Consider the following 14850-nt stretch of genomic DNA (forward strand, 5'->3'; position numbering starts at 1 on the left):
GGGCACGCACGGCCCCGCTCATCGCTCGCTCACCTTGTCGCATATCATCGACAAGGACTGCCTTGAAAACCTTCGAAACAAAGCGCCACCCAAGATGAAAACGCAGACATCGAAATACAAAGGCGTCTTCTTCGACACAGAGCGCGGCTGGTCAGCCCGCATTACTGTGAACGGCCGCAAGGTTGTAAGACGTGGGTTCAGTACCGAGATTGAAGCCGTCGAGGCACGGAAACTTCTCTCGGAAGACCCCACCTTAACGATCGAGGCGCTTAGGGAGCTGATCTCCCAGGCGCTAGAAGCCCGAGGCATTGACCCCACCCAGGAGCCGAACAGATGGCTCAACAAGACGGAGCGGAATATCGCTGCCGGTGAGGGTTACGGTTCCGGAGATCGCCCTCGCCCCGAAGGCTGGATGTCGCTGCGAGACGCGAAAAAGGCTAACCTCGCACGGTGACGCTGAACTCTTCCGCGGTCACGCCGCCGAAGCCGTTCGTCCCCCGCACAGTACCTGAAACCTCGTATCGGCATTCGCCGACCAGGACCGCTGTTTCGTTTTCGAAGCGGGCGGAGCTGGGATCGCGCATCTCGGAACGCACTTCCTCGCGCGCGTTGTAGAAGGCGGTGTGCTCGGAGCAGTCTCTCCCTGGCATGAGCATGGCGATCGTAAAGATCGACACGCCGATCGTTGGGAGGATCAAGTAGCGGCGGCGGAATGGCGGGGGAGTTTTTTCGGTCATGCCGGCGAGATAATCGCGGACCCAGCTACACGTCAAGAGAGCCAAACCATCAAGAACTCCTTTTGGTTACGCACTCCAAATTGGAAAGCCGCCTGCTGAAATCTCCGAAATTTACAAACGACGCACCAACCGCGCTCTCTTGTGCGCCTCCTACTCGACCGCTGCGCCTGGAAAGGTCTGACCGAAAGCCACGAATAGAGCTTTCGACATCAACTCCAACGGCACCTGCCGCGCGCCATAACGCTCAGTCACTGTCGTCTTGGCGTGTCCTAGTACCGCGCGTTGGACATCGAACGGAGCGCCGCTAAGACGCATGGCTTCCTGCACCGTGTGGCGAAAGGAGTACGCAGTCAGCTCTCTACGCTTGGGAACACCTGCCGACCTGATCGCCTTGTTCAGCCTGGCGGATAATCGACCGGTCTCATGACAAGCGCTGGGGAACAACGCCTCCCCATCAGCTCTCTCGATAGCCTGTTTTGCTGCAGTGACAGCGTCACTCACCAAGGGCAATAGCCTCGACGAACCCGGTGTCTTCAGCCCCCGGAAGGCGTTGGGCCTGATGAAGATATGTGGCAGCTCGTGATCGAGGCGCACATCCGCAACAGCCAGCCCCCCGATTTCAAGCGGCCTTGCGCCTGTGGCTCTCAAAAAGCGGATGATCAAACCGCTGGTCCGATCGCCCCATGGGGTCAGCAGCCACGAATTGATCAACGCGAGTTGGTCACGCGTGAATGGCTCTCGATAACCAACGGGCCCAGTGCGAACGCGATGCCTGGAGAACGGATTGGCGATATCAAGTTCATATTGATCTATCACCGCCGTGCAGAAGGCCGAGACGGAACAAAGACGGCGCTTGATTGTCGAACTGCCCTGCCCGCGTTCCTGACCCAACCAACTAATCCAGTCGCGCACCTTCCGGCGCTGGATTTCATCGACCCGAAGATCACCCATGAAGGCAATGAACTGATCAAGTGCCATCTGCTCGGGTTTATCCAGGACCTCAAGGCTGCGCAGACGCGCATAAACCTCAGCAGCTTGCGAGAGAGTGGGCACAGCTTCGGCTGCGCATTCAGGATAGAGCGCCTCCCAGGCAGCCTGCAGGAAACCCTGCGCTGGGGCAGCTCCTCTCCCAAGACCTGCAATCGCTCGATCGGTTGCATCCGTGAGGACGCGCAGCTCCATCAGCAATGAGGCATCATCGCGTGCTGAGGGGCCGAGACGGTGTTTCCACTCGTGGCACCCGGCGCGGGCGCGGAAGCGCTCTGGCACGCGCCTACGAAAGAAGTAGGCGCCGTTCTTTTGGAAGAGGTAAGGCAGTTTGGTGTTCATCGCTCAATCCCGTGTACCGTTTTGTGTACCGAGAGAGCTGATCTGAAATCCGATTTCCCTGTGATGCCTCAGACATCTGCCAGGAAAATGGTGCGGTCGAGAAGACTCGAACTTCCACGGGTTTTACCCCACAGCGACCTCAACGCTGCGCGTCTACCAATTCCGCCACGACCGCCCGTGTTGGAGGCGCGGGGAATAACAACTACGGCGCGGCTTGTGAAGAGGAAAATGCGGTAGTTTATGCAGCTGCAAAGAATTCGTTGGCATCTGCAGGCCCTGTAATGGACACAGCGATGCGGTCGCCCTGGATGACAACCTCGCCCCGGGCGATGGGATGATTATTGGCCAGGATCCAGACTTCCTCTTCCTCACCTGAGTCGAGGGGGATGACTGCGCCACGGCCCATGCGCAGAAATTGCTGGATCGGCATCTTGGACCGGCCCAACAGGACAGCAATTTCCACTTCCACAGCACTGATCTGACTCACACATCACTCCCGGACTTGCCCTGACGGATAATCATCACGATGTTTGCGCGATACGGTTTCACGAGAGTTAAGACAACGCGATATGACATTACCTGCCGTGAATTGGGCCATTTCCACTGAAAAAGTCCCCTATGAGGCCGCTGTGGCCTTCATGGAGGACAGGGCTGCCGCGATCGCGCGTGGCGAGGCAGAGGAGCTTGTCTGGCTCCTCGAACATGATCCGCTCTACACGGCCGGCACCAGTTCCAAGCCGGAGGACCTGCTGACGCCGGACCGATTCCCGGTTTACGAGACCGGTCGCGGGGGTGAATACACCTATCACGGGCCGGGCCAGCGTGTGGCCTATGTGATGCTGGACCTGACGCGCCGCGACAAGGATGTGCGCAAGTTTATCCAGAACCTGGAACACTGGCTGATCGGCACAGCCGCCGCCTTTGGCATCGAGGCTGGTCCGCGTGAGGGCCGGGTCGGTGTCTGGGTCGACCGGGGTCAGGGCCGCGAGGACAAGATCGCCGCCATTGGCGTGCGCCTGCGCCGCTGGGTGAGCTTCCACGGCATCGCCTTCAACGTCGCACCCGATCTGACGCATTTCGGCGGAATCACGCCCTGCGGCATCTCAAATCCGCTTTACGGCGTCACCAGCCTGGATGATCTGGGCCTGAAAACAACGATGGAGGACTTTGATACAGCCCTCCATCTGAGTTTTGTCGATATTTTCGGAGCGGCCCGCCGGGTCGAAGCCCCCGATCTGAGCCCCTATGAGGACGTTGCCTGATCTCTGGGCCTAGTCCTTGGGCTTTTCGTCGACAATGCTGTCATCGCCAGCACTGTCGTCCGACGGTGTGTCCTCTGTCGCGGCGTCTTCTGCCGGCGCAGCGTCCTCGGAAGGCTCTGCAGGTGCTTCTTCTGCGACCTCGACCGCCTCGGCGTCAACCGGTTCAGCAAGCGGTTCTGGCTCGGACGGCGCAGCCATCGGCTCCGGGTTGAGCATGGAGGGTGTGTCCTCCGAAACAGTCGGCAAGGCGCCACCGAGACGCTTCATCTGGGAGAACCAGATGGCAAACACCGCAAGAACAATCCAGAAACCGAGGAAGGATGACATCTCGCCAACACTCGCAGCCGCAGCCTGCATGGTCGCGTCCTCCTCTGCCCAGGCCGTAAAGCTCTGAACAAATTGCGGGTCTTCCATGGCCTGCACGAAGTCGGGATTGGTCAGGGCATCTTCCAGCGGCCCGTCGGGATCGACATCGACACCGCGCTCGGCAGCGAACACGACCATTCCCTGCATGGCAAAGGTGAAGATGCTGATGATCCAGCCGATGAACTTTGCAACGACCGCCAGGCCGACCGGAAGAAAGGCCATGCCCATTCCGCGCTCGCTGTGGCGCAGCCGGTTGATGTGAAGCGAAAGCACGAAGAACCAGACGGCCACCATTCCAAGTCCATCGGACAGGAACGGCACGCCTGACGACATGCGCGCAAAATCAATGACGGCCAGAACCAGCAAACCCAGAAGGAATGCAGTCGTCGACGCGCGATAGACGGGAAGGAAAAGTACTCCAGGATTCATCGCTCAGCCCCCTTAGCGAACAAAGTTGAGAGCTTTGTCCGCCAAGACCCCGGGCACGTCAACGAAGAAGCTGTGCTTGACGGCAGAATCCCGGTTTCACGCTCACTTAGATGCTGCGGCCGGCGGCAATGAAGAAAAACAGTCCCGGACAAACTCCGCGGCCGAGAGCTAGCCGCCCGCACCGGGCAGGATCCGTGGGGTGTCATTGCGATTGATGATGAGCGCCTTGAAACCCAATGCCTCCTCCATGTTCGCCAACTCTGACCAGACATGGGCGGTTTCAGGCCGCTGGCTAGTTGGCCAATCGCGCCAATCAATCGCCTTGAGCGGTTGCAGACGCCTCGATAACCGGTGCCGGACCGTAGGCGTTCTCGCCGCTGTCACCGGCCGCCAGACCGACCCAGAGCGTGTAGACAAGCCAGATCAGGTTATCCAGCCCGACAATGCCCAGCACACCACCACCGGCGGAGATGACCGCCCAGGGGCTCACATCGCCCTCATTGAGGATGAGGGTCAAGACGGCACCACCAATGATAAGGAAGGCGAAGGCCCACAGGATCATGCTGACGACCCAGGGCAGAAGATGCCAGATCGCGGACCGCCCGGCATCATGCAGGCGCTTGCCGTAAACGGTGATTCCGACCCAGATCATCATCAGCCAGATCAGTCCGCCCAGCAGCGGAATGGCGTGCAGGAGGATGTTGGCGATGACGATGATCGCTACGCCCTTCCAGAAATCGCCCTGGCCGATGCGGCCGTTCGGGTTGAACAGGATATTCTGCCAGTCCATCGCCTCACCCTCCCCCGGTGATATTGATGTGCTCGGTTTATTCGAACTCGATCATCAGCTCGTCGGCCGCGACCGAAGCGCCGGCCTCGACATTGATGGTCTTGATGACACCGTCCTTTTCGGCGCGGATTACATTTTCCATCTTCATAGCCTCGACCACCAGCAGGGCTTCTCCCGCCTTTACTTCCTGGCCCGTCTCCACGTCGACAGAAACAATCAGCCCCGGCATCGGGCTGATGACCAGCTTGGCGGTGTCGGCCTTCTCCTTGACCGGCAAGAGGGCGTGCAGTTCGGCCGCGCGCGGCGTACAGACAACAGCGGTCGCGGCATAACCGCGGTGGCGCAGGGAAAAGCCTTCGGTACGCGTGGATGCCTCCAGCGAGAAATCAGTACCGTCCAGGCTGGCCTGGAACAGGCAGGCGCCGGGCGTCCAGTCCGTTGTCAGCGTCTGGCGCTCCTGGGTCAGGCCCGGAGACCAGATCTGGGCCTCGCCCTCACCTGTCATGGTGATTTCAACCGGCACACGGCGCTCATCCATCAACACGATCCATTCGCGTGTTTCCGGATACTCCGGATCAGCGACACGGCCGGACGTCTGGCCGGCGCGGCGGATCAGCATTTCATGCATATAGGCCGCAGCACTGGCCATGTAGATCAGCTGTTCATCGCGCGGACGGGTGCCGTGGAAACCTTCCGGGAAGTGCTCCGGGATATAGCCGGTGTGAATGCGGCCGGTACGGAAATCCGCCTCGTCCAGCACGGCCGACAGGAAGGGTGCGTTGGACTGCAGGCCTTCCACGTGCAGGCGATCCATGGCCGCTGCCAGCGTATCGATCGCGTCCTCACGGGTTTTTCCATAGCCGATCACCTTGGCGATCATCGGATCATAGAAGAGGGAGATCTCGTCGCCTTCGCGCACACCGCTGTCGATGCGCAGCTCACCCTTGCCCAGCGGGCCTTCGGCCGGCTCGATAAAACGCTTGAGACGACCAATTGACGGCAGGAAGCCGCGATACGGGTCCTCGGCATAAAGACGTGCCTCGACAGCCCAGCCATCAATGCCGACATCACGCTGGGAGATCGAAAGCTTCTCGCCAGCTGCCGACAGGATCATCTGTTCGACCAGGTCGAGCCCACAGATCAGCTCGGTGACCGGATGTTCCACCTGCAGGCGGGTATTCATTTCCAGGAAGTAGAAATTGCGGTTCTTGTCGACGATGAACTCGACCGTACCGGCACTGTCATAGTCCACCGCTTCAGACAGCGAGACCGCCTGCGCGCCCATGGCTTCGCGGGTCTTCTTGTCGAGGAAGGGCGACGGGGCCTCCTCGAGGACTTTCTGGTTGCGGCGCTGCACGGAACATTCGCGCTCGTTGAGATAGACCACATTGCCGTGCTTGTCGCCGAGCACCTGGATCTCGATATGGCGCGGTTCCTCGATGAATTTCTCGATCAGGATGCGGTCATCGCCAAAGGAGGTCTTGGCCTCGTTGCGCGCAGCGGTGAAGCCTTCGCGCGCCTCGGTTTCATTGTGGGCGATGCGCATGCCCTTGCCGCCACCACCGGCGGAGGCTTTCAGCATCACCGGATAGCCAATGGCATTGGCGGCGGCGACAGCCGTCTCGGCATCGCTGATCTCGCCATCCGCGCCGGGGATCGTCGAGACGCCGGCCTTGGCGGCAAGTTGTTTGGAGCGGATCTTGTCACCCATCGCGTCGATGGCGTTCACATTCGGACCGATCCAGGCCACGCCGATCTCTTCCAGCGCCTTGGGGAAGGCCGCATTCTCGGACAGGAAGCCAAATCCTGGATGCACAGCGTCAGCGCCGGTCTGCTTGATGGCATCGAGAATCGCATCCATGCGCAGATAGCTTTCACCGGGAGCCGGAGGCCCGATGAAAACCGCCTCATCCGCCATTTCAACCGCCAGGCTGTCGGCATCCGCCTCGGAGTAGACGGCCACGGTGGCAATGCCCAGCTTGCGGCACGTCTTGATGACACGAACAGCGATCTCGCCGCGATTGGCGATGAGGATTTTCTTGAACATGGAGACCCCAAACTGAAACAGGCGAATGCCCGGGTTCAGATGGGGTTTAGCGTGGCTTGGGCATCAGCATCAAGCGTGGAAATGCGGCAGGCTTAATCATCCTCACCCAGATGGTCGAGCCAGTCGGTTTCCGTCGAGCGCAGGCGGGCGATCACCGACACCAGGAAAGCCGTCGACCAACCGATCAGGAGGAAGCCGTTGAACCCCTCAATCGCGCTCACCAGGCGCCATTGGCTGTCGATGATCACATCGCCATAACCCAGTGTCGTGAAGGTCGAGGTTGAGAAATAGAGCGCTGTCTCGAAATCCTCGAACGCGCCAACCAACACATAGACACCGGCATAGGCCCAGATCTCCACCGCGTGGATCAGGAAGAGGCCGAGTACGACCAGCAGGATGAAAATCATCTGGCGCAGCGGGCTGGTATGCGGGCGCAGTTTGGGCGAGCGCTTGCGCATGACTTCCGTCAAAAACACCAGGCCGACCATGTGAATGGCGACAGTGGTGACAGCCATAAGACTTGAAACAAACAGCGCTGCGATCATTCTAGGCCCCTGGGGCAAGCTTTGGTCAGATCTGACGACTGCCGCACTTGCCCCGGCAAAGCAAGCGCCAGCGCGTCGCAGGCCGCACGTTCGGGGAAGATCATGAGCAAACCCATCTACCGCGTTTCATCCATCTCCCGGCCGCTGGACGCGCGCTACGGGTCGAACCGTGCAGTGCTGATGCTGCTCCCGCTGATCCTGATCGCCACAGCCGGCTGGCGCATGTCGACAGGCGAGTCGCTCATGGCGGCCGGCTTCACCGGGCTCGGTGCTATGTTCGCCGCCTTCCTGATCTGGGCCCTGGGCCGGGAGCTGGATCCGGACCGCAATCCCGGGGCCTTCATCGCCATGGCAGCGGTCGTCCCGCTGGTCTGGCTGGGCAATGACCTGTCCCTGTGGACGCTGGCCTTCGTGTTGATGGCTGTACGCGTCGTCAATCGCACCGTGGGCAATCCGGTTAAGCTCGGTGACATGGCGGTCGTCCTTATCCTCGCCGGCCTTGCGATCTTCCGCGACGGATATTCCGAGATGGGCTATGTGGCCGGTCTGGCCCTGGCGCTGGATGCGTTTCTCGATCGCAAGCGTACCCTCAACCTGGTGGGGGCGATGATCGCCGTGGCGTTTTCCATGTGGAACCTGATCGAGCTGGAGGGCGATCTTCGCGCGCTCCTGCTCTCTGCCGTCGAGGTCATGCCGCAAATGATGCTCTATGCTGCGCTGGGAATTCTGGCGCTGGGTGTTGTTCACGCCCTGCTGCTGGGGCGGATCAACAGTGTCGGTGATGCGACCGAAGAACCCCTCTCCGGCCTGCGTGTTCGTGGAGGCATTCTGATCGCGGCCCTGGCTGGACTGGCTGTGCTAACCGAGGGCGAAGCGGGCCTGATGGCCGGCCTCGGTCTCTATGCGGCAATCGCCGGTGTTGTGCTGGGTCGGTTCTGGCCCGGAAAGGCCTAGTCGTCGCTGTCGTCGGCAGAGCCAACCAGGATCACGTCTTCAGACTGGAAGGCCGTGAAACCGGTCGCATTGATCCAGCCATACCGACAGGTACCGGAATAGTTGCGTGCGCGCCCCGGCTGCGGCTCGACACCGCAACTGTCCAGGCTTGGCCCATAAATCACGCCGATCCATTGCGCGGACAAATCATTTGAATAAGCCGTCTGGCAGCCATAAGCGAGCTCACCGGAACGTACCGTGTCGACCGGCGCGTAATCCTCACCCGGACCGCTGAAGACTGGCAGGATTCCAAAACCGCGATCATCACCACGCGAAACGCGCTGTTCGACCCGACCGGTCACACAGGCCTCGCCCGCCTCACCGCCGATACGAACAGGCACATCCTGAGCCGCGAACAGGCCATTGGCCGCCCTGTCCTGCGCAGACGCCATCGGCGCAATTGCCAAGGCAATCGCTGCGGCGCTCAACAATGTACGCGTCGATAACTTCACCGAACCAACCTTTCGTCCCGGAAAGGCCCCTTTATTCTTGCCACGCCCAGATAGTCATTTGGGCGCGTGCCTGCAAGACTGGTACAGCTCTCGCGCCCCGGCTAGCGGGATCAGTGAAGCGTTTATACCGGTTCTGCGTGGCCGAAGTGTGACCACCGTCACGCTTCATTCGGTTTTTCGGCGGGCCTTGCGCACCTGCCGCCAGGCCCGCAAGCGCTCACCGATTGCAGCCTCGCGCCCGCGCTCCAAAGGCTCATAAAAAACAGGACGTTCATCCATCTCATCCGGGAAATAGTCCTGCCCCGAAACACCGCCTTCGGCGTCGTGGTCGTACTCATAACCAGCGCCGTAACCCTGCTCCTTCATCAATTGCGTTGGTGCATTGAGGATATGCGCTGGAGGCATAAGCGAACCGGTCTGTTTCGCGGCCCGACGGGCTCGTTTGTAGGCGACATAGACCGCATTCGACTTGGGCGCCGTGGCCAGGTGCACAACGGCATGCGCCAGCGCCAGCTCGCCCTCAGGCGAACCCAGACGCTCATAGGTGCGCGCAGCCTCATTGGCGATCATCAGCCCAGTCGGGTCAGCCAGGCCGATATCTTCAGACGCCATGCGCACCAGGCGCCGGGCCAGGAACAGCGGGTCCTCCCCGCCTTCCAGCATGCGGGCAAACCAATAGAGCGCCGCATCGGGATCGCTGCCGCGAACCGACTTGTGCAGGGCGGAGATGAGATTGTAGTGCTCGTCACGATCCTTGTCATAGGCAGGCGCGCGCTTGTTGAGATGAACAGCCAGTGCCTGTCCGTCGAGCGGCTCACTGATCTCCAGCGAGATCAGTTCCTCGACAAGATTGAGCAGATAGCGCCCATCCCCGTCCGCCATGCCGCGCAGGGCCGTCCGGGCACCGTCTGTCAGTGGCAAGCTTGAACCGGTCTCTGTCTCGGCCCGCCGGAGCAGGTCTTCCAGCGCGGCATCATCAAGCGCCTTGAGCACAAGAACCTGGCAGCGCGAAAGCAGGGCTGAATTGAGCTCGAAGGACGGGTTTTCCGTCGTTGCCCCGACCAGGGTGACGGTCCCCTCCTCCACCACCGGCAGGAAGCCATCCTGCTGGGCACGGTTGAAACGATGGATCTCGTCCACAAACAAAAGCGTGCCGCGCCCGGACTGGCGCCGCGCCCGGGCCCGTTCAAACACTTTCTTGAGATCGGCAACGCCGGAAAACACCGCCGACAGCGGTTCGAATTCCAGTCCGCTATCCTCGGCCAGCAGCCTGGCGATGGTGGTTTTGCCCACACCGGGCGGTCCCCAAAGGATCAGCGAGGCCAGCCGCCCCTGTCGCCGCATGCGCGCGATCGGACCATCGCCCTGCAACAGGTGATCCTGGCCGATGACCTCGTCAAGATTTGCGGGGCGCAGTCTTTCCGCGAGCGGCTGGGGTGCAGCGGCTTCCAGACCGGCGGCTTCGAACAGATTGGACATGGCAGCCAAGCTAGGCTGATGCGTCGCGCCTGCCTAGCGGGGAGTCATCTTGCCGGAGTACCGAGCGTCATTGGCAACACCCGTGGCGAAATGCTCGCCCGCGGCGCCTGCTTCGTTGCCCGGACGAGCAAAAGCTGGTTTGGGGTGTGAGTAGCTATGAGTTTAGGCGTCCGCGGCACACCTCGCGTGGTGCGTAGTATGTGACCCTAAAGCAATTCTACAGGGAGATTAGAGATTAGGTATTTGATGCCCATACTGAGCCTTTTTTGTCTCATTGTGCTAGTTGCTCAAAAGCTATTATTCGATCTCTATAGCCCGTGGACTGTCGGGATAAGCAGCCCAATTTTCATATTCACGCTGGCATATTCCAGCAAAGCTGATGAAACCGACCGGTAGAATCTCATCGCTGACCAAAAAACTGGGACAGAATTTTTTCGCGTTCCACTGCTCCCCCAATTTTAGCCGTGCCCCGGGAAAAAACAGCGCCGCACGATCTGATTGGATTCCAGACCGACGGTTCGCTTGGCGTCCTGTTAGCTGAGATCGCTCGGTCGAGCCGGTTGATATCCGTCGAGATATCGAGTGCCGTCAGAACAGCCTGATATCCGCCTCGATGCGCTGGCCGCGGCGCATGACCGCGATCGGCCAGGTCTCCTGGCCGTCCAGGCGCGCCAGCATGTCCTCGAAATCATCAAGCGTGACAATGCGCCGGCCATCGATCTCCACGACACGGTCGCCCGGACGGAAGCCGTAATTGGCCGCCAGGGAACGCCGTCGGATATTGGACACGATCAGGCCTTCCTCGAAGGAATCAAGGCCCACACTTTCATTGAACGCCGGCGAGAGCTCGAGCAGCGAGCTGCCAACAAAGGGATTGGCGCCTTCCGGCACGAAAGGCTGCGGATCGGCAATACCTGGCGCCGGCAGGACCGGGACATCCAGGGAAATCTCGCGACCATCGCGCAGGACGGTGAAGCGCGCATCATCGCCGGTTGCGTGCGTGGCCAGGCGGAAACGTGTGCCACTGTCATTATTGACCTCGTGGCCATCCACAGCGAGCACGATATCGCCCTGGCGCAGACCGGCATCATCTGCTGCCGCATCCGGGTAGATCTCGTTGATCAGGGCACCACGCGGACGATCCAGGCCAAAAGCCTGGGCCAGGTCGCTGGTGACCGGCTGCAGGCGCGCGCCCAGCCAGGGGCGGATCAGCTCGCCCTCGCTCAGCGCCGTATCGACGACACGGCTCACCAGATCGACAGGAATGGCAAAACCGATTCCGTTTGATCCGCCGGAACGGGAGAAGATCATCGTGTTAACGCCGATCAGCTCGCCATCCATATTCACCAGTGCACCGCCGGAATTGCCCGGATTGATCGCGGCATCGGTCTGGATGAAGGAAGCGAAATCGCTCTCGCCCACATCGGTGCGGGCAAGCGCCGAGATGATGCCGCTGGTCACCGTCTGGCCGACACCAAACGGGTTGCCAATGGCCAGGACCAGATCACCCACCTCCCCGTCTCCGCCGGTATCAAACGGCAGGACCGGAAGCGGCTCGTCGGTCTCGACTTTCAGGATCGCCAGATCAGAGGCCTCGTCCGTCAACAGGATTTGTGCCTCGAACTCGCGCCGGTCGGCCAGCACCACACGCAACTCGTCCGCGCCCTGCACGACATGGTTATTCGTGACGATCACACCGGACGCATCGACAATCACGCCGGAGCCGAGGGAGTTCTGCTCGCGCTCGCGGGTACGTCGGGAAAAGAAGGAGACCCGCTGTTGCACCGTGCGGCTGGTATAGACATTGACCACAGCAGGCGCGGCCTCGCGCACGATGGGCGCAAAGGACAGCTGCATCTGGGCCTGGCTCTCCGGAACGACACGGTCGGCGGCAAAGGGAAGTTCCTGCGCCAGGACGGATCCGGAAACAGCGAGCGATGCGAGAAGAGCGAGAGATTTTATCATGAGGTTCATATAGGCACACTTTCGGACATGAAAAAGGCGGCTCGCAAATGCTAAGCCGCCTTCTCCTGAACCTGTAATGACAAGTGTCTTACTCGTCGTTCATGTCGCCTTCGGCCTCGACGCGAGCGCGGTCAGCAGCGCCCTTGGCTGCCGGATCGCGGTCAACCAGCTCGATGACAGCCATCGGAGCATTGTCGCCGTGACGGAAGCCAGCCTTGAGGACGCGGGTGTAACCACCAGCGCGCTCGGTGTAGCGGCCGCCCAGCGTGTCGAACAGCTTCTTGACCTGTTCTTCATTGCGAACTTTGGACATGGCCAGACGACGACCGTGCAGGTCGCCACGCTTGGCCAGCGTGATCAGCTTGTCCATGAACGGAGCCAGCTCCTTGGCTTTCGGGAGCGTGGTTACGATTTGCTCGTGCTCGATCAGCGACGCAGCCATATTGGCCAGCATGGCCTTACGGTGCGAGGTCGTACGGTTGAGCTTGCGGTGTGCGATGCCGTGACGCATGGCTTAATCTCCTCAGGTCCGGTTCAGGCGCCTCTCGGCGGCTGCCTAGACGTGATCCTCAAAACGTTTGGCGAGATCCTCGATGTTCTCCGGCGGCCAGTTCGGCGCTTCCATACCCAGGTGCAGACCCATCTGGGCGAGAACTTCCTTGATCTCATTAAGCGACTTGCGGCCGAAGTTCGGGGTACGGAGCATTTCCGCCTCGGACTTCTGGATCAGGTCGCCGATGTAAACAATATTGTCATTCTTCAGGCAGTTCGCCGAACGAACAGACAGCTCCAGCTCGTCGACCTTGCGCAGCAGCGCCGGGTTGAAATCGAGCTCCGGCTTGTCGTCTTCCGCCGGGCGGCTTTCGACAGCCTCCTCAAAGTTGATGAAGATCTGGAACTGGTCCTGCAGGATGCGCGCAGCAAAAGCGACAGCGTCTTCCGGCGAGACCGTACCATCCGTCTCAACTTCGAGATTCAGTTTGTCATAGTCCAGAACCTGGCCCTCACGGGTGTTCTCGACATTGTAGGACACGCGCTTGACCGGGCTGTACAGGCTGTCAACGCCGATCAGGCCGATCGGAGCGTCTTCCGGACGATTGCGGTCGGACGGAACATAGCCCTTGCCGGTGTTGACGGTGAATTCCATGCGGATTTCAGCGCCTTCATCCAGCGTGCAGAGAACGAGGTCCTTGTTGACGATCTCGACGTCAGCCGTTTCCTCGATGTCACCCGCAGTCACGATGCCCGGACCAGTCTTGGTCAGGACAACGCGCTTGGGTCCCTCGCCATGCATGCGCAGGGCAATCTGCTTGATGTTCAGGATGATGTCAGTGACGTCCTCGCGAACACCGTCGATCGAGGAGAACTCGTGCACCACACCATCGATGTGTACATTCGTGACAGCTGCGCCCTGCAGGGAGGACAGCAGCACACGACGCAGAGCATTGCCCAGTGTCATGCCAAAACCACGCTCCAGCGGTTCGGCGACAATCTTGGCCTGACGCTCCGGATCATGACCCGGTTTGATCTCCGGCTTCATCGGACGAATGAGTTCTTGCCAGTTCTTTTCGATCACGTTCTTACTGCCCCTTCATCAGCCGGCGGCGGTGCGCCGGCGCGTACATACAGGCGAAAACCAAATGCGTTGTCTTAAACGCGACGACGCTTCGGCGGACGGCAACCATTGTGCGGAATGGGCGTCACGTCCTGGATGGTGGTGATGGTAAAACCAACAGCTTGCAGAGCGCGCAGCGCCGACTCACGGCCCGAACCCGGACCGGAAACCTTGACTTCCAGCGTCTTCATGCCGTGCTCGAGAGCCTTCTTGCCCGCATCCTCGGCAGCCATCTGCGCAGCATAAGGCGTGGACTTGCGGGAGCCCTTGAAGCCCATGTGACCAGCGGAGGACCAGGAAATTGCATTACCCTGGGCGTCGGTGATGGTCACCATGGTGTTGTTGAAGCTGGAATTCACGTGGGCAACACCCGACGTGATATTCTTGCGCTCGCGGCGTTTAACGCGGCCGGTATCTTTAGCCATGGTTCAGGCCCTATTTCTTCTTGCCGGCAATCGGCTTGGCCGGACCTTTACGGGTGCGCGCATTGGTGTGCGTGCGCTGACCGCGAACCGGCAGGCCACGACGGTGGCGCAGGCCGCGGTAGTTACCGAGGTCCATGAGACGTTTGATGTTCACAGCGACTTCGCGGCGAAGATCACCTTCCACGGTGTGATCGCGGTCGATCACTTCGCGGATCTGCAGGATCTCTGCGTCGGTCAGGTCACTTACACGGCGCTCCGGGGTGATGGACACCTGTTCACAGATGTCCTTCGCCTTGGCCGGGCCAATGCCGTGGATATAGCTAAGCGCGATCATTACACGCTTGTTCGTCGGAATGTTGACGCCGGCAATACGGGCCACGATCCATCTCCTAATTCAGAACACCATTCAGGGACGA

General features: G+C 60.4%; 17 protein-coding genes and 1 tRNA gene. 3 read left to right on the plus strand and 15 right to left on the minus strand.

Annotation, left to right across the window (positions count from 1 at the left end):
- Positions 1-34 precede the first annotated feature (34 nt).
- Positions 35-454, plus strand: coding sequence for a hypothetical protein (locus tag SIC17_RS01840; RefSeq protein ID WP_412546239.1), 420 nt, complete (start codon positions 35-37; stop codon positions 452-454).
- On the opposite strand, the gene SIC17_RS01845 is transcribed toward SIC17_RS01840, so the two are convergent.
- The 4 genes from SIC17_RS01845 to SIC17_RS01860 all read right to left on the minus strand — a co-directional run bounded on the left by SIC17_RS01845 (position 438) and on the right by SIC17_RS01860 (position 2553).
- The gene (locus tag SIC17_RS01845) at positions 438-737 is read right to left on the minus strand and encodes a hypothetical protein (protein ID WP_412546240.1); all 300 of its coding nucleotides are present in this window, start codon (positions 735-737) and stop codon (positions 438-440) included. The two genes, SIC17_RS01840 and SIC17_RS01845, sit on opposite strands and share 17 nt — an antisense overlap.
- Positions 738-887: 150 nt before the next feature.
- Positions 888-2066, minus strand: a complete 1179-nt coding sequence (locus tag SIC17_RS01850) for a tyrosine-type recombinase/integrase (protein ID WP_412546241.1) — start codon at positions 2064-2066, stop codon at positions 888-890.
- An 88-nt stretch (positions 2067-2154) separates the two neighbouring features.
- A tRNA-Leu gene (locus SIC17_RS01855) sits at positions 2155-2241 on the minus strand.
- 63 nt (positions 2242-2304) lie between these two features.
- Complete coding sequence (locus SIC17_RS01860) at positions 2305-2553, minus strand: FliM/FliN family flagellar motor switch protein (RefSeq protein WP_291895895.1); 249 nt, start codon at positions 2551-2553, stop codon at positions 2305-2307.
- 82 nt (positions 2554-2635) lie between these two features.
- On the opposite strand from SIC17_RS01860, the gene lipB reads away from it, so the two are divergent.
- Positions 2636-3328: a lipoyl(octanoyl) transferase LipB gene (gene lipB / locus SIC17_RS01865; RefSeq protein WP_412546242.1), complete on the plus strand. Its 693-nt coding sequence runs from the start codon at positions 2636-2638 to the stop codon at positions 3326-3328.
- Between the two features lie 9 nt (positions 3329-3337).
- Here the strand turns inward: lipB and SIC17_RS01870 are convergent, their stop codons facing one another.
- The 4 genes from SIC17_RS01870 to SIC17_RS01885 form a co-directional block, all read right to left on the minus strand.
- The gene (locus tag SIC17_RS01870; RefSeq protein WP_291895898.1) at positions 3338-4123 is read right to left on the minus strand and encodes a hypothetical protein; all 786 of its coding nucleotides are present in this window, start codon (positions 4121-4123) and stop codon (positions 3338-3340) included.
- 313 nt (positions 4124-4436) lie between these two features.
- Positions 4437-4913 carry a DUF805 domain-containing protein gene (locus tag SIC17_RS01875; protein ID WP_291895899.1) on the minus strand — a complete coding sequence of 159 codons (477 nt, stop codon included), beginning with the start codon at positions 4911-4913 and terminating at the stop codon, positions 4437-4439.
- A 37-nt stretch (positions 4914-4950) separates the two neighbouring features.
- Positions 4951-6960 carry an acetyl/propionyl/methylcrotonyl-CoA carboxylase subunit alpha gene (locus tag SIC17_RS01880; protein ID WP_291895901.1) on the minus strand — a complete coding sequence of 670 codons (2010 nt, stop codon included), beginning with the start codon at positions 6958-6960 and terminating at the stop codon, positions 4951-4953.
- 92 nt (positions 6961-7052) lie between these two features.
- Complete coding sequence (locus SIC17_RS01885) at positions 7053-7475, minus strand: potassium channel family protein (RefSeq protein ID WP_412546243.1); 423 nt, start codon at positions 7473-7475, stop codon at positions 7053-7055.
- Positions 7476-7607: 132 nt separating this feature from the next.
- On the opposite strand from SIC17_RS01885, the gene SIC17_RS01890 reads away from it, so the two are divergent.
- Positions 7608-8459, plus strand: coding sequence for a hypothetical protein (locus SIC17_RS01890; RefSeq protein WP_412546244.1), 852 nt, complete (start codon positions 7608-7610; stop codon positions 8457-8459).
- Here the strand turns inward: SIC17_RS01890 and SIC17_RS01895 are convergent.
- The 7 genes from SIC17_RS01895 to rpsM all read right to left on the minus strand — a co-directional run bounded on the left by SIC17_RS01895 (position 8456) and on the right by rpsM (position 14813).
- Entirely contained in the window at positions 8456-8950 is a 495-nt protein-coding gene (locus SIC17_RS01895) for a hypothetical protein (protein ID WP_291895907.1), read from the minus strand. The two genes, SIC17_RS01890 and SIC17_RS01895, sit on opposite strands and share 4 nt — an antisense overlap.
- 165 nt (positions 8951-9115) lie before the next feature.
- Positions 9116-10429 carry a replication-associated recombination protein A gene (locus SIC17_RS01900; protein ID WP_291895909.1) on the minus strand — a complete coding sequence of 438 codons (1314 nt, stop codon included), beginning with the start codon at positions 10427-10429 and terminating at the stop codon, positions 9116-9118.
- Between the two features lie 588 nt (positions 10430-11017).
- Positions 11018-12394: a Do family serine endopeptidase gene (locus SIC17_RS01905; protein WP_412546245.1), complete on the minus strand. Its 1377-nt coding sequence runs from the start codon at positions 12392-12394 to the stop codon at positions 11018-11020.
- A gap of 88 nt (positions 12395-12482) precedes the next feature.
- Positions 12483-12905, minus strand: a complete 423-nt coding sequence (gene rplQ / locus SIC17_RS01910; RefSeq protein ID WP_291895912.1) for a 50S ribosomal protein L17 — start codon at positions 12903-12905, stop codon at positions 12483-12485.
- A 45-nt stretch (positions 12906-12950) separates the two neighbouring features.
- Positions 12951-13970, minus strand: coding sequence for a DNA-directed RNA polymerase subunit alpha (locus SIC17_RS01915; RefSeq protein ID WP_291895914.1), 1020 nt, complete (start codon positions 13968-13970; stop codon positions 12951-12953).
- A gap of 74 nt (positions 13971-14044) precedes the next feature.
- Positions 14045-14434, minus strand: a complete 390-nt coding sequence (rpsK, locus tag SIC17_RS01920) for a 30S ribosomal protein S11 (RefSeq protein ID WP_291895916.1) — start codon at positions 14432-14434, stop codon at positions 14045-14047.
- 10 nt (positions 14435-14444) lie between these two features.
- A complete protein-coding gene (rpsM, locus tag SIC17_RS01925; protein WP_291895918.1) occupies positions 14445-14813 on the minus strand; it encodes a 30S ribosomal protein S13 in 369 nt (122 codons plus the stop codon).
- Between the last annotated feature and the right edge of the window lie 37 nt (positions 14814-14850).

The sequence above is a fragment of the Maricaulis sp. MIT060901 genome (genome assembly GCF_047123815.1).
Taxonomy (GTDB): Bacteria; Pseudomonadota; Alphaproteobacteria; order Caulobacterales; family Maricaulaceae; genus Maricaulis.